Genomic DNA, 20587 nt, shown 5'->3' on the forward strand with positions numbered 1-20587 from the left:
GTCGCTCCAATTAATCATGGATATTTGGAAAGTCAAGCAGGAGAAAAAATTAGATACAATTGAATTTATAAAATGAAAAAACTGGGAATAGTAATAACAGACGGCGTTGGTTTTCGCAATTTCATCATGAGCGATTTCATTACTGAAGCCACACGAGAGTTTGATTCCGTTACCCTATATTCGGGTTTGCCGATAAGTGCTTATGGAGTCCTTTCGCAGTCCAAAATAACCATCAAGGAATTGGAGGTGTATGTAGAATCCAAGCCGGTTTGGTTTTTCAGGAAATGGAAGGAAGTGGCCCATTTGCAAAAGTACCAGTCTTTTTATGGAATGAAGGATAATTTGGAGACCGGTTATCCCAGAAACAATTCCCCACGGGCAGTATTGGTCAAGTTGATTTATTTTTTTACAAAGTTGTTTCATTCGGATGCTGTTATTTTGTTGGCCGAAAGGTTGCAATTTTTGTTCTTTTCCAAAAATAGCATTACACAATCGTATTTGAAATTGCTGGAAGAAGACCAGCCTTCGCATTTGTTTTTTACCCATCAACGACCGCCTTTTTTGGCTCCTTTTTTATATGCTGCCCAGCAATTGAAGATTCCAACGAGTACCTTTATTTTTAGTTGGGACAATTTGGCCTCCAAGGGAAGAATGTTGGGTACTTTTGATTATTTCCTGGTTTGGAGTCATTTGATGCAATCGGAGTTGTTGTATTTTTATCCCATGGTAAAAAAGGAAAAGGTGAAAGTGGTGGGAACCCCGCAGTTTGAGCCGTATGTAATGCCGAAATATGAAACCACAACCGAAGATTTTTATGCCAAATTCGGTTTGGATACTGATTTGAAAACTATTTGTTACAGTTGTGCCGATGTTTCCATTGGTGCCAACGACCCCATCGTGATTTGTGCGATTGCCAATGCGATTCGGAATAATGCGATTGAAACCAAAGTGCAATTATTGGTCAGAACTTCTCCTGCCGAAGATGATTCCAGGTTCAGGGCTATCCGGGAGGAGTTTCCAGAGATCATTTGGAATGTACCCAAATGGATTTTGACCCGAGAAGGTCATGCCGAAAGCTGGTCGCAACGCGTACCGTCCGAAGAGGACATCAAAGACTTGCGTTCGTTGTTGGAACATGTCGATTTGAACATCAACATGTGTTCGACGATGAGTCTGGATTTCATGTTGTTTGACAAGCCCGTCATCAATACCGTTTTTGGCAATCCCGAAAATGGATTGTATAACGACCAACGCTTCCTGAATTTCGGCCATTTCAAGAAGGTAGTGGAAAGTCAGTCCGTGACCATTGCAAAAAACGAAACGGAATTGATTCACCAAATCAATCAGGCTCTGAATTATCCAAAGGAAAGAACCGCAGAAAGAAAATCAATGATTGATTTGCAAGTAAGTGAACCATTGGAAGGAACGAGCAAACGAATTGCCACAATTTTATCCCATTTGAATGAATAATCCCAAGAGAATAGCCGTTTTATGCAATTATGAATTGCTGCCCGAACGAGTGGGCGGCATGGATTATTTCTTTTGGCAATTTGATGAAAAGTGTAAGGAAAACAATATTCAAGTCGATTGGTTTTTCCCCAATACAGCCACCCACGGAAATTATCCCGATTTGACTATTTATTCCAATGCAACAGAAAACGTGGAGACTAATTTTCTAGACTTTTGCAAACAAAACGAAATAGCCTATTCACACATCATTACCCATTTTTTGGAGTTGTGCACTCCTTTTTTTAGAGCCATAAAACAATGGTCTAAAGCCCAAATTATTGGCATAGACCACAATCCAAGACCCTTGGGTGGCTATCCTTTTGGAAAAAAAATAAAGAAAAAAATCAAGGGATTCTTGTATTCCAGATACATCGACAGCTTTGTTGGCGTTTCGGATTATACGGCAAAAGAATTGCTGAAAGATTTTGGTTCCCAAATAAAAAACAAAACTCGGGTAATCCACAACGGAATTCTTCTGGAAGCTATTCAGGCAAGAACATCGAGAAGCGAAACGAAACCCCGTTTTTTGACCGCTTCCCATTTGCGGGAATCCAAAGGAATTCAGGACTTGATTCAGGCGGTTTTCTTGTTGCCAAAAGAAATAAAAGAGGAAATAGTCATCGCTATTTATGGCGACGGCCCTTACAGAAAGCAATTGGAAAACCAAGTGGGCCGTTTGGGTTTGGGTAACTGTTTCCGTTTTATGGGAAGCAGTTCCAATCTTAAAGCCGTTTATTGCCAGTATGATTACATGCTCCAACCGACCCACATGGAATGTTTCAGTTTGTCGATTCTGGAAAGCTTGGCGGCCAATGTGCCTGTTGTTACCACCAATGTGGGAGGAAATGAAGAAGCCGTAATCCACAATGGGAATGGGTATGTTTTTAAGGCCAAAGATGTTCCTGCCCTGACCACTCTTTTGACTGAAATTTATCTAGGAACGAAAAAAATAGATTGGAACACTAGAATCGATATAGAAAGACGTTTTTCTTTGGCGAAAATGGTGGAACGACATTTTTTAATTTTAACCGAGAACCCTGTCAGGGTTCAAAACCCTGACAGGGTTGAAACCAACACTACCAACAAATGAAAATAGCCTTCTTGACCCCCGAATACCCCCACCCCAAAACAGGAAGTTCCGGTGGGATCGGCACGAGTATCAAGAACCTGGCTGTTGGACTTTTGGCGGAAGGTTGTTCGGTTCGGGTGTTGGTTTATGGTCAAAAAGAGGAAGGTGTTTTTGACGATAATGGGATAACAGTGCAGCAAATCCGCAACGTGAAATTCAAGGGCTTGTCTTGGTGGTTGACCCGGAAAAAGTTGGAACGCCTCATCAATCAATTGTATGCCAACAATGCCATCGACTTGGTGGAAGCCCCTGATTGGACCGGGATCACTTCTTTTGTCCAACCCCAAAAGTGTCCCATTGTCATTCGATTGAACGGTTCCGACACTTATTTTTGTCATTTGGACCAGCGTCCCGTGAAATGGATAAACAAGTTCCACGAACGAAGAGCCCTTCAAAAGGCTGATGGTTTATTATCGGTAAGTCAATTCACGGCGGATTTAACCAACGCAGTTTTTGGATTAAAGAAAGCATTTGCCATCATTCCCAATTCGATAGATGTGGATTTGTTTGACAGCAATGACGATGGGGATGACAAGGAAGAGAATGTCATATTTTATTTTGGCAGCCTGATACGCAAAAAAGGGTTGTTGGAATTGCCACTGATTTTCAATGAAGTCGTTCGGAAAAATCCCGAGGCTACACTCGTTTTGATAGGCAAAGACGTTTCGGACGTGCTTACTGGAAATCCATCGACCTGGGCAATGATGCAATCCCAATTTACAGCCGAAGCCTTGCGAAATACCAGTTATTTGGGAAGTGTTCCGTATCAAGAGATAAAAGAACACATCAAAGCCGCCAGCCTTTGTGTTTTTCCTACATTTGCCGAGGCGTTGCCGGTTTCCTGGATTGAGGCGATGGCCATGCAAAAACCGATTGTCGCCTCCAATATAGGTTGGGCCAAGGAAATCATTGAAGAGGGCGTGGAAGGTTTTTTGGTGCATCCCAAAGACCATAAACACTATGCCGAAAGGATTTTGGAGTTGTTGGATAATCCAAAAATGCAAGAAGATTTTGGAGTGGCAGCCAGAGAAAAAGTAATTTCTACATTTAGTATGAAAATAGTGGCGAGACAAAGTATGTCGTTTTACAAGAAATGGATAGCATCAAAATGAAGAAGCAGCTAAAAAAAACAATAAGTGCCCTTTTTCCAAAGGGTGACTTGAAGGAGCAAATCAAGTTGGCGTATTACGGCATCAACAAACCGGCACACACCAGCTATGGATTAGCTAAAGGAAATAACGGTAAATCAACTTTCAAAACCATTTTCAAGGAGGTTTCCTTGATTACCCATGAAGCCTTGTATTTTATCGTACCCGATTTTAATTACTACCAGCATTTTTATAAAGTGAAAACCAATGATGTCGTTCTTGATGCGGGTGCCAATTGCGGGCATTTGACCCTTTTCTTTTCGAAATTGGTTGGAAAGAACGGGATGGTGTATGCCTTTGAACCCGACAAATTCAACATTGAAAGAATAGCGCAGAATAGACAATTGAACAAGGATTTGGCCGACAACATCAAAATAGAGGAGTTGTTGCTGTGGAATGAAAATAAATTAGTCGATTTTAATGAAGCGGGAACGGTGGGTTCTTCGGCGGTCTGGATTCCGGATGCCGACAAATGCGTCCAAAAAGAAGCCGTGCGAATTGATGACTGGGTGTTGAAAAACAATATCCAAAAACTGGATTTTATCAAAATGGACATTGAAGGAGCCGAAATTGAAGCTTTGGACGGATGCGTGCAAACCATCGCAAAATTGAGGCCCCATTTTGCGATTGCCTCTTATCATATCGTGGATGGCGAAGCGACCTACATCAAAGTGGAGGAATTCTTCAAAAGAATCAATTATCCCTGTAAAACCATTCGATTCCGAAAAAATGAAATTATAACCTTTGCGGGAGCATCCCTAAACGAATAATACAATGATAATTCTTTATCATAATGGCAAAGATGTTGTGGAAATGGCCAATGCCAATGCTTTAGGCGTGGCCACTGTTGGAGGTCGATCAATCGCTGTGGTTCTTTTTGAGATAGCCCAAGCACATCCCAAAGAGTTATTGTTGTGGTGTCATCAAGACTTGAAAGAGCAATTCAATAGACAGGAAATCGGGAATTTGTTTCATCACCATAAATTGCTGCTTTCTTATAATCCATCCGACACTCCATTTTTAGGCGAAAATATAGGCTACATAGATGCTTCCCTTTTTATTCGAGCCAATAAGCAAGTGCCTTATGCCAGTTGGCAAATGAGCAGTGCTGTAGGAGGAATTCAGGCAGCAGTGCTATTGGCTTTGAACAATGCCATTCCGATGGATGCCAATTTCGATTATTTTTTGTGTTCCTTGGCAAAACTATTGATGCCAAAAGGATTGTTGTGTTATTCGGAACCCCGACTTTTAAAATCCCATTCGAAAAGTGTTGCCCCCAAAACGAGTAGCTACACCTTGTTTCGTTTTGTAAAACAACATTACAGGATCCGTTGGGTTTTCTTGTTGCTGTTGAATTTATTTTTGTACGAACGAAAGTTTCCTCTTTTGCCTTTCCTTTTTTCCTTTTTCCATAAAAACAGGAACAAGATAAATATCGATTTGGAGGCCATCAAAGTGCAATCTTCTCGAAAAGTGGTGGATCAAGCGACTGTGGATGTCATTATTCCAACCATCGGGAGAAAGGACTATTTGCATGCCATTCTGGAAGATTTGAAGGCACAAACGCAGCTGCCGGCCAATGTTATTGTCGTAGAGCAAAATCCTGATGAAGGTAGTACTTCGGAATTGGATTATTTAACGACAGCAGCATGGCCATTTGCCATAAAGCATACTTTTACCCATCAAGCCGGTGCTTGCAATGCAAGGAATATTGCCTTGTCTCAAATAACCAGTGAATGGGTTTTCTTTGCGGATGATGATATCAGGATTGGGGTTGATTTCATCCAAAAAGCCTTGGAAAAGATTAATGATTTTGGCGCCGAAGCGGTTTCTTTTAAATGCCTTTTGAAAGGGCAAAAGCAAAGGAACACAACCGTTTTTCAATGGTCAAGTTTTGGCTCGGGCTGTAGTTTTGCATTGGCAGAAATCCTGAAGAATTGTTCCTTCAATAGGGGGTATGAATTTGGTTTTGGAGAAGACGGTGATTTTGGCATGCAATTGCGCCATCAGGGACATGATGTCCTGTATTTGCCCGAACCTGAAATACTGCATTTGAAGGCTCCCGTTGGAGGTTTTAGAACGAAACCCACCTTGCAATGGCAAAATGACGACATCCAACCCAAGCCGTCACCAACCGTAATGTTGTATCAATTGTTGCATACTACTCCAGCCCAGACCAACAGCTATAAAACCACCTTGTTCTTAAAGTATTACCGACTTCAAAAAATTAAAAACCCGATACGCTATTATTGTACTTTTCAAAAACAATGGGCGAGAAGCGTGTTTTGGGCTAATAAATTAAAAAGACAAAATGAAATTTAGTTTAATCATCTGCACCTATATGCGTCCTGAACCCTTGCTCCAATTGTTGCAATCGGTTCAAGGGCAAACTCTGTATCCCGATGAAATCCTGATAATTGACGGTTCGACCAATCAAGAAGCCGAATTGGTTTTAAAGGACAATCCATTCGCCAATCTGCATTATTTTTCCGTTCCGCCGGAACATCGTGGCTTGACCAAGCAAAGGAATTATGGTATTGACAGGGTGGGAAAGGAAATGGAAGTGGTTTGTTTTCTGGATGACGACACGATTTTGGAAAAGGACTATTTTGAAGAGGTCCTAACTACATTCAAAGAAAATCCAAGTATTTGGGGAGTGGGGGGCGTGGCTGTTAACGAGAACAGTTGGACTTTGGCCGAGCCGAACAAGAAATACGATTCCCGCCGTTATTATCAATGGGAAGGATTTGTTTACAAAGAAGGACAGCGCAACGTGGTTCGCCATTATTTGGGGCTGTCATCCCATTTGGGACCGGGACGAATGCCTGAGTATTCCCACGGCAAAACTTGCGGGTTTCCCTTGACTGGAAAGACTTATGAGGTGGATTTGTTGATGGGAATGTCGTTTGCTTTCCGAAAAAAGGTGGTGGATGCCATCCGGTTCTCCCCTTATTTTGAGGGCTATGGCTTGTATGAGGATGCCGATTTCAGCATTCGCGCCTTGGAGTTTGGAAAAAATGCCGTCAATACCAAGGCACGCTTAAGTCATTATCATCATCCCTCGGGCAGACCCAATCAATACCAATACGGCAAGATGGTGGTGCGAAACGGCTGGTACGTTTGGAGGGTCAAGAACCCACAACCTTCATTAGAAGCGAAACTAAAATGGAATTTCATTACCCTTGTATTGACCATGATCCGATTTTCGAATACCTTTACCACCGCCAAAAGAAAACAAGCCTTCACCGAAGCATTAGGACGAACCGTGGGTTGGTGGAGTTTGTGGGGGAATAAACCTAAATAAATTATTACTATTTGTCTTTATGGCTCATAATTGTTCCTTCTTTTATCTTGTATATTCAATCTAGATTTACACTACCCAAAAAGGAGGCTTCTTCTATCATCTCTTGGGCAGAATTATTATAAAAATCCTAAATAATTGACTTTCTTTGTAGTTGACAAATCTAAATTTGTTTTGGATAAAAGTAAAATTAAAAAGATTTTAGAATCGAGAAATTAGATGAAAGACTATATCGGAAATGAATTAGAGTTATTTAAACATGCCCATAATTGGAAAAAATACTACGCGAAATTTATAGAGGGATATTTAAAAAATGACGTTCTGGAAGTCGGTGCTGGAATTGGTGAAACAACACACTCATTGTGTGATGGAACCCAAAATTGTTGGGTTTGCATTGAACCCGATGGACAATTAACCAAAGAAATTGAGATAAAAAAAGAAAATGGCTACTTGCCTTTTTTTATTGAAATTATTACAGGCACTTTAGACGGAATGGATGCTAACAGAAAATTTGATGCCATAATTTATGTCGATGTTATGGAACATATTGAAAATGATGCAGAAGAGTTAAAAAAAGCAGCTAATTTTTTGAAACCCAATGGACATATAATTATTTTGGTTCCTGCCCATAATTATTTGTTCAGCAAATTTGATGAATCCATAGGACATTATAGAAGATACAATAAAGACATGCTTGCCAAAGCGGTTCCAGAGGGATTTCAAAAAGTAGATTTACGTTATTTGGATTCGATTGGATTATTTGCTTCTTTAGCCAACAAATGGTTTTTAAAACAAGATTATCCCAAATTAAAACAAATAAAATTTTGGGATAATTACATGATACCGATTTCTAAAATTGTTGATGCAATTACTTTTTATTCAATGGGTAAAACAGTAGTTGGGGTTTGGAAAAAAATACAGGCAAATGAATAGAGAATTAAAAAAAATTATTTGTGTAATTCCAGTTTATAATGACTGGGAAAGTTTCTCAATACTGGTAAGTACTATTGAGAAAACGTATTGTACACCACAAAAAAAAATCGCAATCCATATTGTTGCCATTAATGACGGCTCTTTTGAAGAAAAAGAAGATAATATGTTCACAGATGAAATTCCGATAGAAATAATAAATTTAAAAGTAAATATTGGGCATCAAAGAGCCATTGCGGTTGGATTGCAATTTGTTAATGATACTAAATCAAATTTTGACTATGTAGTGGTTTTAGATAGTGACGGTGAAGACAAACCCGAAGACTTGGTTTATTTGGTATCGAAATGTGAAGAAGAAAAGGACCAAAAAATTATTTTTGCACAAAGGAAAAAAAGGCAGGAATCGTTTTTTTTTAAAATAGGGTATTTCTTTTACAAAACCTTTTTTTATGGATTGACTGGACAAAAAATAAATTTTGGAAACTTTAGTTGTATTCCAAAAAAACTTTTAAAAAGAGTGGTAGTTCAGGATAATTTGTGGAACCATTATTCGGGAAGCATAATTCAATCCAAGACCCCATTTGGCAAAGTTTTATTGGATAGGGGAATACGATATGCAGGACATTCTAAAATGAATTTTACAAGTTTGATACTGCACGGTTTAAGTTCTATTTCTGTTTATTTTGACTCCTTGTCAGTTCGGATATTAAAACTTTCCTTATTCGGAATTTTAGTGTGTTTCCTGTCGGTTCTGTCTGTTTTGTACATTAAACTTTTTACGGAATCCTCTATTCCGGGTTGGGCATCTAATTTAATTTTAATCTTTTTTAGTATCATACTTCAGTTTTCATCGGTTACGCTGATTGTATTGTTGATGCAACTTAGCGCTAGAAAAAACATTAAAACTCCATCAGAAGGAATTTATAAAGAGTTTATAGACTCCATTCAAATGTCATGCAAAGAATAATCAGATTATTTAGTAATCTATCAATAATAAAAAGGAGAAATGAATAAAATTGATTTTTCGACCAAAAGGGTTAATCTTGCTATAGTTGTATTGTCAGCCATAGTAATGTTGATTGTTTTAAATTTTCCATTTAGTGCAAACCTTCTTGGCGATTATACTTTCCATGAGGAGTCCAAAAATATGGCTTTGTTTCTTAAAGGAGAAGTTGCTTCAGACAAGGTAGTGATTACCAAAGCGCCAGGGCCTATATTATTTTATACACCTGCTTATTTATTGGCATCGTCCGATGCCACCGACGAGCAGCTTTGGGTATATGGAGTCTTGTTTACCTCCATTATCGTTACCATCAGTTTATTGCTGATTTTCAGGATTGCTGCCGCTTTCTTTTCAAAGGAAGTTGGACTCTTGAGTGTCCTGCTTTTTTTTGTTTTTCCAATACATTGTTATTATTCCTTGGGTATATTGGCCGAAATACCTGCCTTTTTTTCGTTGGTCTTGGCTCTTTATGGTTGGGCTATAGCCTTTAGTGAAGCTTCAAAAAAAAGAGGTTGGCTGCTGCTGACGCTAGGAATGTGGTTGCTTATTTTGAACCGTCCTAATGCCTTGTTGCTTCTTGGAATACTATTGGCAGTGATAGCCTATTCCTTTTTTAAGAAGAAATCGTTTTATGCACTCTATGGAAAAAAACTAGGATTTACTTTTATCACTGTTTTGTTGTTTAGTATGGGAACTTTACAAATGGCCAAAACGATAAATGGCAATTCATCAAATCAAAGTCAAGAATTTTATTTTTATTACGTAGCATTTCAAGGGAGATTCCAGTTTAGAGACGAACCTACCGATTGGCGTTTCTGGGAAAGTGACAATCGACCCGACAGTAAAGATTATCAAAACTGGATTCGTAGTGGAAGTGAACTAGATGCAGTTATGGTTAAAACAAAGCAGTCCAATATTGAAGTCTATCGTGATTTTATCCTAAGCGATATGATGGCTCATCCTTTTATAACGATTAGACAAATTTTGGTCAGAAGTTTTTATGGGCATGTTAATATTATTAGCAAAGTACAACCTTCCCAATTTGATCTGGGGCCTTTCAAAGGAACTTTTGGTTATTGGAGTTTTTTGTTGTTTGTCAATTCAATCAACTTATTGGTGCTTCTTGGGTTAGTATTGTTTTTAATTAGAGAAAGAAACCTAATTCATTATTGGCTATTTTGGGGAGTCTGGATAGGTTTGCTCGTTTTTCATAGTTTGACTTATATGGAGCCACGGTATATTTTTCCGTCAAGGGTAGCTTTGTATGTCATGAGTGCCGCGGGTTTGTATCGTGTACATTGGATAAAAACAATAATAAACAAGATTTCGAACTATGTGTTTCCAATGGGTTATTCGAACGAATGAGGCTGGTAATCAATCTTGAAGAGAAGAGGGAAGAATTACAATAAAAACTTCAACCATGAAAAAGCAGGTGTATAGTAAGTTTAGGATTAAGAATTATATTTGTATAGCTAAAGCAGGATTTATTTAATAACCTGTATAGTTATTTCTATACAACTTACGCCAGTTGTATTAGGTATTCAACTGTGTTTACATCGTCGTGTGATTTCAGGAGGGACAATGCTAACAAAACCCCGCCATTACAACGAGATGTTTCAACTTGTTTTTCAGTATTATGATAACCTGAAACCTGCGACTACTGCTACCTATTCTTCTTCGCCTTGATCATCAGTTCCAATTGGTTCCAGAGTTCTTCGGGAATGGCTTCCAGAATATTGAATTCACCGGCACCTTTCAGCCATTCGCCGCCGTCGATGACAATGACTTCGCCATTGATGTAGGCCGAAAAATCGGAGACTAGATAGGCGGCAAGATTGGCCAATTCCTGATGGTTTCCCACACGTCCCAAAGGTACTTTTTTGGCCATGTCAAACTTCTCGGCCAAGTCGCCGGGCAACAATCTGTCCCAAGCGCCTTTGGTGGGAAACGGTCCCGGAGCAATGGCATTGGTTCGAATTCCGTATTTTGCCCATTCCACGGCCAGACTTCGGGTCATGGCCAGAACACCTGCTTTGGCGGCAGCACTCGGCACCACGTAAGCTGAACCCGTGAAGGCATAAGTGGTCACGATGTTCAATACAGTCGAATGGGTTTGTTTGGTTTCAATCCAGTGCTTCCCGAAAGCGAGGGTGCAGTTTTTGGAACCTTTCAGCACGATGTCAATCACGGTGTCAAAAGCATTGGCGGACAATCTTTCGGTTGGCGAGATGAAATTGCCCGCGGCATTGTTCAGCAAGACGTCTACTTTTCCATAAGTTTTCAAAACCTCCTGCAACATGGTTTCTACTTGGTCATAATGGCGCACGTCGCATTGCACTGCCAGGCAGGTTCCGCCCGTTTCTGCTTCCAGTTCCTTGGCGGTGTTTTGGAGTTTTTCCAAGTCGCGGGAACTGATGGCTACTTTTGCGCCCAATTCCATAAAATAGCGGGTCATGGCTTTGCCCAATCCGCTGCCGCCACCGGTAACCACAATTACTTTGCCTTTTAGGGCGTCATCACGAAGCATTTTTGCCGAGAAATCCATAGTCTTAGTTTTTTGTCCCTAAATATAAGGAAAATAGTTTAGTAGGCGTGCCTAGTAAAAGCGGGGGCTTGATTGTTTTATTTCGAACAATGGAGAAATCACATCAGTTGCCCAGTGTTTGTTGCTCAGTGTTTGTTGCTCTCGATAATTGCTCTCGATTGTTGCTCAGTGTTTGTTGCCCAGTGTTTGTTGCTCACGATAATTGCTCTCGTTATGTGTTTTCTCCTTCGTCGAAATGACAAAGTGTTGGTTGCCCAGTGTTTGTTGCTCACGATAGTTGCTCTCGTTATGTGTTTTCTCCTTCGTCGAAATGACAAAGTGTTTGTTGCTCAGTGTTTGTTGCCCAGTGTTTGTTGCCCACGAGAATTGCTCACGAGAATTGCTCTCGATTGTTGCTCAGTGTTTGTTGCTCACGATGATTGCTCTCGATTGTTGCTCACGATTGTTGCTCAGTGTTTGTTGCTCACGAGAATTGCTCTCGTTATGTGTTTTCTCCTTCGTCGAAATGACAAAGTGTTTGTTGCTCATGATTGCTGCCCAGTGTTTGTTGCTCACGAGAATTGCTCACGAGAATTGCTCTCGATTGTTGCTCAGTGTTTGTTGCTCACGATGATTGCTCTCGTTATGTGTTTTCTCCTTCGTCGAAATGACAAAGTGTTGGTTGCTCACGATTGTTGCCCAGTGTTTGTTGCTCACGAGAATTGCTCTCGTTATGTGTTTTCTCCTTCGTCGAAATGACAAAGTGTTGGTTGCTCACGATTGTTGCTAAGTGTTTGTTGCTCACGATGATTGCTCTCGTTATGTGATTTCTCCTTCGTCGAAATGACAAAGGGACAACGAAATGACAACTGTTACTCAAAATGATGATTTAGAAATTCAAATGTTGGATTAAAATCACGAATTAATGCCAGTTTTTTATCTCTTCTCCATTTTTTTAATTCTTTTTCTCTTGCAATGGCTTCCTGGATCCAAGTGAACTTTTCGTAAAACACTAAATACTCTATATTGTATTTGGAAGCAAATGTTTTGGTGTTTGTTTCGATATTATTTTTATGTTGCTGTAATCGCAATTTTAAATTATTGGTTATGCCAATATAAAAAGTGGAACGATATTTATTCGTGATGATGTAAACGTAATAGGAATGAAAACCTAATTGTGGGTTTAGCATAATATGTCATTTTATGTTAATGATGTTTTTGTTTATGGTTAATGGTTTTTTTTGTCATTTCGACCAACGGGAGAAATCACATCAGTTGCTCACGATTGTTGCTCAGTGTTGGTTGCTCACGATAGTTGCTCTCGTTATGTGTTTTCTCCTTCGTCGAAATGACAAAGTGTTGGTTGCCCAGTGTTTGTTGCTCACGATGATTGCTCTCGTTATGTGATTTGCTTTGCCTGTTCGCTGTCGCTCGGGTCTTCTTCGTCGAAATGACAAAGTGACAACGAAATGACAAAGTGATAGCGAAATGACAAAGTGACAACGAAATGACAAATTTTATACAGCACACAATCTCCTGGCGGCTTCTTCCAAAGTGGCATTGTCTTTGGCAAAGCAAAACCGAACCAGTTTCAAGTCTTTGCCATCGGCATAAAAAACAGAAAGGGGAATGGCTGCCACTCCATGTTCGGTGATCAATCGCTTGCAAAAATCGACATCATTTTCGTCAGAAATGGAGGCATAGGAAGCCAGCTGAAAATAGGTTCCTTCGCAAGGCATCAATTTGAAGCGGCTGTTTTGCAGCAACTTCCTGAAATAATCCCTTTTTTCTTGATAGAAAGTTCCCAATTCTTCCACGGAAACCAAATCCAAATACTCGCTAATGGCCACTTGGGAAAGGCTGTTGACGCAGAAAACCAGGAACTGGTGCACTTTCTTGATCTCGGTCATCAAATGTTCGGGTGCCACGAGATAGCCCACTTTCCAGCCCGTGACATGGAATGATTTTCCAAAAGAGGAAACTACCACACTGCGGTTGCAGAGTTTTGGACGGGAGTGCACCGAAATGTGTTTTTGCTCAAAGGTAATGTGTTCATACACTTCATCCGACAATACCATCAGGTCGGGATATTTCTCCACTAGTTTTTCCAATGCCAGAAAATCGGAATCCTTCCAAATTTTCCCCGTTGGATTGTGGGGGTTGTTGATGATGATCATTTTGGTTTTGGAGGAAAAGGCTTTTTCGATGCGTTCCCAATTGGGCGTATAATCGTCATTCAAATCGACCCGCACGGTTTGTGCGTTGCACAACAAAACGGGTGCTTCATACGAATCGTAGCTGGGGTCAAGCAGGATTACCTCGTCATTGCTGTTTACCAAAGCCTGAATGGTCGTGAAAATGGCTTGTGTTGCTCCGGCAGTTACCAAGAGTTCCGTTTGGGGTTGAATCGTTCGGTGGTACGATTTTTCGACAAGTTTTGCAATTTTCAACAATAAAGGAGGGTAACCCGATATGGGGAGGTATTGGTGGACATTTTCTTTTGCGAGTTGGGCCACGATATCGGCCAGTTTTTCGTCAATGGGAAAGTTGGGAAAACCTTGCGAAAGATTGATGGCGTTGTGTTCAACAGCCATTTTGGACATCAGCGTAAAAATGCTGGTGCCAATATTGGGAAGTTTGGACATGGTTAGGGTCGTTTAGAGACTTAAAGGTAAGTAAAATATTCTTGTTTGGAGGTTTTTTGGGTTTGATTTTGTCCAATCAGTACCTTGATCTTTTGGGGGGTATAGCGCAAATTTGATGATTTACGACGGTCAGGAGACCGTTTTTCACTTCCACAAAGTCGGAGGCTTTGCGGAGCAAGATTGGAGCAATGGATGTGATTTCTCTCGTTGGTCGCAATGACAAGGGCGATTGCGGTGGGAGAGATTGCGGTGGAAGGAACAGATTGCCGCGTCGTTCCTCCTTGCAATGACACGGGAAAAGGGGGGGCAACTGATGTGAGCAACGGAGACTGTTTTTCACATCCTCAAAGTCGGAGGCTTTGCGGAGCAATAGGTTTTATATAACATAAAAGCACCTCGATTGAAGTGCTTTTATGTTGGTATAGTATTTATTATTTATTTGGCCATTGGTTCAGAGGGTTCGGAGTTGCCCATGTCCCTGACGCATTTGTATTTACCGTCTCTTTTTTCGAATAAACTAAAGTAATTTCCGCTTCGTAATTTTGTGCCGGTGGAATCCGAAAATTGGTAAGCTCCAATTTCCATTACGTGTTTGCCGTCGTTTGCCACATAAACTTCCCTGGTTTCAAAGGATATTTTGTCTCCTTTGGTAAAATTGCCCAGTTCTTCTTTCATGGACTGGTGTATGGCTTCTTTGCCGACCAAGGGCATCTTTCCACTAAAATAACTTGTGGCATCGTCTGCGTAATAGGTTAAAGCATCAATATTTCCCGTATTGTAAACGGCTGCAAAATCATTCTCGATGGCTTGAATTTCGGCCTTGATTTGTTCGTTGTCAATCGCCGGAGCGGCTGCGGTTGGTTCTTCTTTCTTTTGGTTGCAGGCTATTGATAAAGTCAAGAGAAACAACAATAGTCCTTTTATTAAAATCTTTTTTTTCATAATTGTGTCTGGTTTTAAGTTATTTATGATAAGTTAAGTTCTTTCTTGAAAGAATAAATTTAATAAAAAAATATTGAATATTGGGTGGTTTTTGATTTTTTTTGAATGTTTGTATTTTGAGTCTTGAAGGTTTTGGCAAGCTGTCAGGTTCAAGATTACTCTTCCATCAAAATCTCCAAAATACTAATGGCTGCTTCGCTGATCTTGGTTCCGGGACCAAAAACGGCAACAGCTCCCGCATCAAACAAGAATTGGTAATCTTGGGCAGGAATTACGCCACCCACGATAACCATAATGTCTTCGCGTCCGTATTTTTTAAGTTCTTCGATGACTTGCGGCACCAAGGTTTTGTGTCCCGCCGCAAGCGAGGAAACGCCAAGAACATGCACGTCGTTTTCCACGGCTTGTTTGGCGGCTTCGGCAGGGGTTTGAAAAAGAGGGCCAATGTCGACGTCAAAACCCAGGTCGGCATAAGCGGTGGCGACTACTTTGGCACCGCGATCGTGACCGTCTTGCCCCATCTTGGCAATCATGATTCTTGGGCGACGGCCTTCTTTTTTGGCAAATTCGTCGGCCAGTTGTTTTGCTTTCTCGAAGCTTTGGTCGTCTTTGATTTCTTTGCTATACACGCCGCTAAAGGATTTAATTTGTGCCTTGTATCTTCCGAAGGCTGTTTCCAGCGCAGTGCTGATTTCACCAAGAGTTGCCCTGTTTCTGGCAGCTTCAATGGCCAATTCCAGTAGGTTGCCTTCTCCGGTTTGGGCACAAATGGTTAGTTTTTCCAGTGAAAGTTGTACTTTTTTGGTATTTCGATTGGCCTTGATTAGTTCTAATTGTTTGATCTGTTGTTGGCGCACCATTTGGTTGTCGACATCCAGAATTTGTAAAGGGTCTTCTTTTTCCAATCGGTATTTGTTCACACCCACGATAATGTCTTGGTTGCCGTCTATTCGCGCCTGTTTTCTGGCTGCGGCTTCTTCGATGCGCAGTTTTGGGATTCCAGTTTCGATGGCTTTGGTCATTCCGCCGAGTTCTTCGACTTCTTCGATGAGTTTCCATGCATTTTGCACTATTTCATCGGTCAAGCTTTCGACGTAAAAACTCCCCGCCCAAGGATCTACGGTTTTGGTGATCTTGGTTTCTTCCTGCAAATAAATTTGGGTGTTTCTGGCAATTCTGGCCGAGAAATCGGTGGGCAATGCAATCGCTTCGTCGAGAGCATTGGTATGCAGGGATTGGGTTCCGCCCAATGCTGCCGCCAAACCTTCGATAGTTGTTCGCGCCAGGTTGTTGAAAGGGTCTTGCTGGGTCAAACTCCAACCCGATGTTTGGCAATGGGTTCGCAGGGCCAATGATTTAGCGTCTTTTGGGTTGAATTGTTTCAGCAGTTTTGCCCAAATTAGTCGTCCTGCACGCATTTTGGCCATTTCCATAAAATGGTTCATCCCGATGCCCCAGAAAAAAGACAGGCGAGGGGCGAAGTCATCGATTTTCATTCCTGTAGCCAATCCCGTCCGGATGTATTCCAGTCCATCGGCCAGGGTGTAGGCCAATTCGATATCGGCGGTGGCACCCGCTTCCTGCATGTGGTAACCGGAAATGGAAATAGAGTTGAATTTAGGCATTTTCTTGCTGGTAAATTCAAAGATGTCGGCAATGATTTTCATCGATTGTGCCGGCGGATAGATGTAGGTGTTTCGGACCATGAACTCTTTCAGGATGTCGTTTTGTATGGTTCCGGAAAGTTGTTCGGGTTTCACGCCCTGCTCTTCGGCTGCGACTATAAAGAAGGCCATAATGGGCAGGACGGCTCCATTCATGGTCATGGAAACCGACATTTCGTCCAACGGAATTTGGTCAAACAACATTTTCATGTCTTCGACGGAATCGATGGCCACGCCCGCTTTTCCAACATCGCCCAGCACGCGTTCGTGATCCGAATCATAGCCGCGATGCGTGGGCAAATCAAAGGCTATCGAAAGTCCTTTTTGTCCGGCAGCCAGATTTCGTCTGTAAAAAGCGTTGCTTTCTTCGGCGGTGGAAAATCCTGCATATTGCCGAATTGTCCATGGTCGACGTACATACATGGTAGTATGCGGCCCACGCAAATAGGGTGGAAAGCCGGCAGCAAAATCAAGATGTTCGAGATTTTCGATGTCTTGTTGGGAGTAGTTTTTTTTTAATGAAATGCCTTCGGCAGTGAGAAAGTGTTTTTCTTCCAACTTCTCACTTCCAGCTTCCGACTTTTCAATTTTTATATGTTGGAGGTTTTTTCTCATGGTTATTTTTCTTGAGAAAGACGTTCTTGCTCCATTTTTTCGGACAATCGTTTTTCGATTATTGGGGTGATCAAGGTTTTTCTCGGTTTTATTTTCACGAAAGGAAACAATTCCAACTCCTCCTTCATTCGGTCGTTTTTGTTGGGATATTTATTGGTTCCAAGCAATATTTCTTTTCCGGAATCGAATAAATACTGCTCTTTGTCGGCACTTTCCTGGATTTTTCTTTTGACGGTACCGTCGTTGAGTTGTTTGAGGAAACCGCCACCGGCCTCGATGTCCTTGAATAAAGTCAATGCTTTTTCGGCCAATTGGTTGGTCAGGGTTTCGATATAATAACTGCCATCGGCCGGATTGTCGACTTTGTCGAAACAGCTTTCGTGTTTGAGAATCAGCAGTTGGTTTCGGGCGATTCTGTCGCCAAATTCGTTGTCTTTGTGGTACAAGGCATCGTAGGGCAAATTGGCAACGGCATCGGCTCCGCCCAAAATGGCGCTCATGCATTCGGTGGTGGTGCGCAGCATGTTGAGGTTGTAATCGTAAATGGTTTTGTTGCGTTTTGTGGGTGAAACCAGCAAGTGGCAATCGAGATTGTGGTTGTATTCTTTGGCTATTAAATTGAAAAGCAATCGCAAGGCGCGCAGTTTGGCGATTTCGAAAAAGTAATTCGTGCCCACCGCTATTTCGAAAACGATGGGTTGGTTTATGTTCTTGATTCGATTGAAATATTCGTTGGCGTGCGCCAAACTATAGGCTATTTGTTGCACCATGTTGGCACCGGCATTTTGGTACAAACCGCCATTTATGCTGATCAGGGAAACGTTTGTTGTTGCTGTCGAAAGCAAATTCAGCGTCTCGAAATTTGTTTTTTCCTTGGTTGCAAACCAGTTTCCGTCTTTGGCCAATTGCCCGATTGGATCGAGGTTGCAAAAGATTTTTGCGTTGGTTTTTTTTGCAAAAGCCTCTATTTTTTTAACGAAATCAACGGACAGAAAAGTCAGGTTGAAATAGATTGCCACTTTCTCCAACGGGAGATTTTCGAGTAGCTTTGCGACTTCCATATTTTCGTCCTTGATGGTAAAACGAATGCTTTCGGCACCACGATTGATGCTGTCGATGGCTCGAAGATTTGATTTTTTCAGGTCGTGGACAAAGATGTTTTGGCAAATGCGGAATTCGCTTGCCTTGGTGTGCACTGCTGCCACTCCCTTGAATTCGTCCCCGTGATAAAAGGGTTTTACCTGAATGTCTTCGGGAGAATTCCAGATTAATGTTTGGTTGTAATCGGCACCATCGAGTTCGAACTGGATTTTTTGTTTCCATTGTTTGGAAGAAACGGGGTCGAAATCGTGGAATAGATTTTTCATTTACTGGGTTCGGTTTTACAATTGATTCTGGATGAATTTTAGTTCGTCAGTTCTATGTCCCGATGCAATCTGGATGTGTCGAGAACACTAGTATTGAAGGCTTCTCGATACAATTTTGATCAGTAAAGCTGTCGCATTACTGATCAAAATCACTCGAAGAGACGGTTAATGCAAATTCCTTTCCAGTCTATTTTTTAACGTCTTTTTCGATTGTATCGCCTTCGAATTCTATGATGTAGATGTCTTCGCTGTCTTTTTTCATATAGTATTTCTCTCGGGCGTATTTTTCTATTTGTTGTGGATTTTTAAGTTTTTTGATGTTCTCTTGGTCTTTCCTGATTTCTTCCTGATAGTATTTTTTGTTGTCTTCGAGTTCATTGATTTGGTTGTCCAAAAAACGATGATCGAAATAGGAGTAGTTGTCCAAAAAGATCATCCAAGTGGAGAAAAACAACAAAACCCAAACGTATTTGTTGCTTAAAAATTTGAACCAAGGTTTGTCTTTGAATCGATTTGTCATTTGCAATATGGTGTTTTTAGCCCTGATTACTTCACAATGCTTCTACTTTAATCGGAGTTCAGTGAACTTCGTTTGTAGTGGAAATCCTTTTCTTTTTTCTTTAAAAAAGAAAAGATTACTTCACAATGCTTTCATTTTAACGGAGTCCAGTGAACTTTGTTTGTAACGGATAGCGGGAAATAGCTCCTGATTGCCACGTTCCTCGCAATGACAGAGCTGATGTCATTTTAATTTGCAATAAAATTACAAAAAATTATAGAATTCGTTGGTTTATTACGGCACGAACCACGTCGATGGCCACGGTGTTGTATTTGTCGTTTGGAATGATGATGTCGGCAAAAGCTTTCGTGCTTTCTATAAACTGCTGGTGCATGGGTTTCAGGGTGGTTTGGTAGCGGTTCAAAACTTCCTCCATATCGCGGCCACGTTCGGCGATGTCGCGTTTTAATCTTCGAATTAATCGCTCGTCCGAATCGGCGTGAACGAATATCTTGATGTCGAACAAGTCGCGCAGTTCGGGATTGGAAAGAATTAAAATTCCTTCGACAATCATCACTTTTCGGGGATGTGTCACGATGGTGTCGTCGGTCCTGTTGTGCGTGGCAAAGGAATACACGGGTTGGTGGATGGTGTTTCCGGCTTTGAGTTCCTTGAGGTGTGCGACCAGCAAGTCGAAATCGATGGCTCTGGGATGGTCAAAATTGGTTTTTGCCCGTTCCTCGTAACTCTCGTTCGTGGACTCCTTGTAATACGAATCCTGGGCAATAATTCCCACTTCGGTATGGGGCAATTCATTCATTATTTGGTGCACCACGGTTGTTTTTCCCGAGCCTGTTCCGCCTGCAATTCCTATAATCAGCATAAAATAGTCGTGTTATGTTTTTACTGGAACAAAAATAGGGATTTATTGCTTGCCATTTAGGATTTATTCTCCCTATTCAGGGCATTCGCTTTTAAAATTATCAGACACGAATTGCACAAATTAACACCAATTTTATCGTTTATTAGAATTGTCACTAATTTTCACCGGTTTTATGAATTTGTTGAATTTTTAAAACTTGGTCTTCGTGTAAATTTACTTCGTCAGTTCGCAGTCGCTCGGGTGTGGAATTTGTGTAAAACTTTTTTTAAAAGCGAATGCCCTTCTCCCTATTCTTGATGCTAGCTGCTCAAAATATTGCGACTTTATATTTATAGAATTTGGTGTAAAATCAATTTTTTGGACGTTTTATCACAATTGATTGGGGTGTTTGTGATTAGATAGGAAGGTCAGGAGACCTTTTGTCGCAT

Annotated in this window: 18 protein-coding genes; 9 read left to right on the top strand and 9 right to left on the bottom strand. The window is 41.1% G+C overall.

All coding sequences use genetic code 11. From position 1 onward, the window contains the following. The first annotated feature begins 72 nt into the window (after positions 1 to 72). The 9 genes from OZP13_RS00665 (at position 73) to OZP13_RS00705 (ending at position 10385) form a co-directional block, all read left to right on the top strand. Entirely contained in the window at positions 73 to 1470 is a 1398-nt protein-coding gene (locus OZP13_RS00665; RefSeq protein WP_281298298.1) for a hypothetical protein, read from the top strand. Continuing rightward, positions 1463 to 2599, top strand: coding sequence for a glycosyltransferase family 4 protein (locus tag OZP13_RS00670; protein ID WP_281298299.1), 1137 nt, complete (start codon positions 1463 to 1465; stop codon positions 2597 to 2599). The genes OZP13_RS00665 and OZP13_RS00670 overlap by 8 nt, the downstream gene beginning before the upstream one ends. Then, positions 2596 to 3750: a glycosyltransferase family 4 protein gene (locus tag OZP13_RS00675; RefSeq protein ID WP_281298300.1), complete on the top strand. Its 1155-nt coding sequence runs from the start codon at positions 2596 to 2598 to the stop codon at positions 3748 to 3750. The genes OZP13_RS00670 and OZP13_RS00675 overlap by 4 nt, the downstream gene beginning before the upstream one ends. Further along, positions 3732 to 4556: an FkbM family methyltransferase gene (locus tag OZP13_RS00680; RefSeq protein WP_281298301.1), complete on the top strand. Its 825-nt coding sequence runs from the start codon at positions 3732 to 3734 to the stop codon at positions 4554 to 4556. Before OZP13_RS00675 ends, OZP13_RS00680 begins: the two co-directional genes overlap by 19 nt. A 4-nt stretch (positions 4557 to 4560) precedes the next feature. After that, positions 4561 to 6108, top strand: coding sequence for a glycosyltransferase family 2 protein (locus OZP13_RS00685; RefSeq protein WP_281298302.1), 1548 nt, complete (start codon positions 4561 to 4563; stop codon positions 6106 to 6108). Further along, positions 6098 to 7090, top strand: a complete 993-nt coding sequence (locus tag OZP13_RS00690; RefSeq protein WP_281298303.1) for a glycosyltransferase family 2 protein — start codon at positions 6098 to 6100, stop codon at positions 7088 to 7090. Before OZP13_RS00685 ends, OZP13_RS00690 begins: the two co-directional genes overlap by 11 nt. Before the next feature lie 216 nt (positions 7091 to 7306). Beyond that, positions 7307 to 8020 carry a class I SAM-dependent methyltransferase gene (locus OZP13_RS00695; protein ID WP_281298304.1) on the top strand — a complete coding sequence of 238 codons (714 nt, stop codon included), beginning with the start codon at positions 7307 to 7309 and terminating at the stop codon, positions 8018 to 8020. Further along, on the top strand, positions 8013 to 8984 hold the full coding sequence (locus OZP13_RS00700; RefSeq protein ID WP_281298305.1) for a glycosyltransferase: 972 nt from the start codon (positions 8013 to 8015) through the stop codon (positions 8982 to 8984). Before OZP13_RS00695 ends, OZP13_RS00700 begins: the two co-directional genes overlap by 8 nt. 39 nt (positions 8985 to 9023) lie before the next feature. After that, positions 9024 to 10385, top strand: coding sequence for a hypothetical protein (locus tag OZP13_RS00705; protein ID WP_281298306.1), 1362 nt, complete (start codon positions 9024 to 9026; stop codon positions 10383 to 10385). A 298-nt stretch (positions 10386 to 10683) separates the two neighbouring features. Here OZP13_RS00705 and OZP13_RS00710 read toward each other — a convergent pair whose 3' ends face one another. From OZP13_RS00710 to udk, 9 genes are all read right to left on the bottom strand, one after another. Beyond that, positions 10684 to 11565 carry an SDR family oxidoreductase gene (locus OZP13_RS00710; protein WP_281298307.1) on the bottom strand — a complete coding sequence of 294 codons (882 nt, stop codon included), beginning with the start codon at positions 11563 to 11565 and terminating at the stop codon, positions 10684 to 10686. Positions 11566 to 11961: 396 nt separating this feature from the next. Continuing rightward, positions 11962 to 12093 carry a hypothetical protein gene (locus OZP13_RS00715; protein WP_269241800.1) on the bottom strand — a complete coding sequence of 44 codons (132 nt, stop codon included), beginning with the start codon at positions 12091 to 12093 and terminating at the stop codon, positions 11962 to 11964. A 323-nt stretch (positions 12094 to 12416) separates the two neighbouring features. Continuing rightward, positions 12417 to 12734 carry a GIY-YIG nuclease family protein gene (locus OZP13_RS00720; protein ID WP_269241802.1) on the bottom strand — a complete coding sequence of 106 codons (318 nt, stop codon included), beginning with the start codon at positions 12732 to 12734 and terminating at the stop codon, positions 12417 to 12419. Positions 12735 to 13061: 327 nt separating this feature from the next. Then, the gene (locus OZP13_RS00725) at positions 13062 to 14189 is read right to left on the bottom strand and encodes a methionine aminotransferase (protein ID WP_281298308.1); all 1128 of its coding nucleotides are present in this window, start codon (positions 14187 to 14189) and stop codon (positions 13062 to 13064) included. Between the two features lie 435 nt (positions 14190 to 14624). Further along, positions 14625 to 15131 carry a YybH family protein gene (locus OZP13_RS00730; protein ID WP_281298309.1) on the bottom strand — a complete coding sequence of 169 codons (507 nt, stop codon included), beginning with the start codon at positions 15129 to 15131 and terminating at the stop codon, positions 14625 to 14627. A gap of 155 nt (positions 15132 to 15286) precedes the next feature. After that, a complete protein-coding gene (gene scpA, locus OZP13_RS00735; RefSeq protein WP_281298310.1) occupies positions 15287 to 17410 on the bottom strand; it encodes a methylmalonyl-CoA mutase in 2124 nt (707 codons plus the stop codon). A 2-nt stretch (positions 17411 to 17412) separates the two neighbouring features. Beyond that, positions 17413 to 18777: a methylmalonyl-CoA mutase subunit beta gene (locus OZP13_RS00740; protein WP_281298311.1), complete on the bottom strand. Its 1365-nt coding sequence runs from the start codon at positions 18775 to 18777 to the stop codon at positions 17413 to 17415. 187 nt (positions 18778 to 18964) lie between these two features. Next, complete coding sequence (locus OZP13_RS00745; RefSeq protein WP_269241804.1) at positions 18965 to 19297, bottom strand: FtsB family cell division protein; 333 nt, start codon at positions 19295 to 19297, stop codon at positions 18965 to 18967. Between the two features lie 253 nt (positions 19298 to 19550). Beyond that, positions 19551 to 20159, bottom strand: coding sequence for a uridine kinase (udk, locus tag OZP13_RS00750; RefSeq protein WP_073369910.1), 609 nt, complete (start codon positions 20157 to 20159; stop codon positions 19551 to 19553). Positions 20160 to 20587: the final 428 nt, after the last annotated feature.

The sequence above is a fragment of the Flavobacterium limnophilum genome, from assembly GCF_027111315.2.
In the GTDB taxonomy this organism is placed as follows: Bacteria; Bacteroidota; Bacteroidia; order Flavobacteriales; family Flavobacteriaceae; genus Flavobacterium; species Flavobacterium limnophilum.

Bases quoted from the DNA above. Each gene is read 5' to 3' on its own strand.
- udk (WP_073369910.1), bottom strand. From the start codon at position 20,159: ATGCTGATTATAGGAATTGCAGGCGGAACAGGCTCGGGAAAAACAACC.
- OZP13_RS00740 (WP_281298311.1), bottom strand. From the start codon at position 18,777: ATGAAAAATCTATTCCACGATTTCGACCCCGTTTCTTCCAAACAATGG.
- scpA (WP_281298310.1), bottom strand. From the start codon at position 17,410: ATGAGAAAAAACCTCCAACATATAAAAATTGAAAAGTCGGAAGCTGGA.
- OZP13_RS00700 (WP_281298305.1), top strand. From the start codon at position 8,013: ATGAATAGAGAATTAAAAAAAATTATTTGTGTAATTCCAGTTTATAAT.
- OZP13_RS00710 (WP_281298307.1), bottom strand. From the start codon at position 11,565: ATGGATTTCTCGGCAAAAATGCTTCGTGATGACGCCCTAAAAGGCAAA.
- OZP13_RS00665 (WP_281298298.1), top strand. From the start codon at position 73: ATGAAAAAACTGGGAATAGTAATAACAGACGGCGTTGGTTTTCGCAAT.
- OZP13_RS00705 (WP_281298306.1), top strand. From the start codon at position 9,024: ATGAATAAAATTGATTTTTCGACCAAAAGGGTTAATCTTGCTATAGTT.
- OZP13_RS00685 (WP_281298302.1), top strand. From the start codon at position 4,561: ATGATAATTCTTTATCATAATGGCAAAGATGTTGTGGAAATGGCCAAT.
- OZP13_RS00725 (WP_281298308.1), bottom strand. From the start codon at position 14,189: ATGTCCAAACTTCCCAATATTGGCACCAGCATTTTTACGCTGATGTCC.
- OZP13_RS00695 (WP_281298304.1), top strand. From the start codon at position 7,307: ATGAAAGACTATATCGGAAATGAATTAGAGTTATTTAAACATGCCCAT.
- OZP13_RS00675 (WP_281298300.1), top strand. From the start codon at position 2,596: ATGAAAATAGCCTTCTTGACCCCCGAATACCCCCACCCCAAAACAGGA.
- OZP13_RS00715 (WP_269241800.1), bottom strand. From the start codon at position 12,093: ATGAGCAACAAACACTTTGTCATTTCGACGAAGGAGAAAACACATAAC.
- OZP13_RS00680 (WP_281298301.1), top strand. From the start codon at position 3,732: ATGGATAGCATCAAAATGAAGAAGCAGCTAAAAAAAACAATAAGTGCC.
- OZP13_RS00745 (WP_269241804.1), bottom strand. From the start codon at position 19,297: ATGACAAATCGATTCAAAGACAAACCTTGGTTCAAATTTTTAAGCAAC.
- OZP13_RS00730 (WP_281298309.1), bottom strand. From the start codon at position 15,131: ATGAAAAAAAAGATTTTAATAAAAGGACTATTGTTGTTTCTCTTGACT.
- OZP13_RS00670 (WP_281298299.1), top strand. From the start codon at position 1,463: ATGAATAATCCCAAGAGAATAGCCGTTTTATGCAATTATGAATTGCTG.
- OZP13_RS00690 (WP_281298303.1), top strand. From the start codon at position 6,098: ATGAAATTTAGTTTAATCATCTGCACCTATATGCGTCCTGAACCCTTG.
- OZP13_RS00720 (WP_269241802.1), bottom strand. From the start codon at position 12,734: ATGCTAAACCCACAATTAGGTTTTCATTCCTATTACGTTTACATCATC.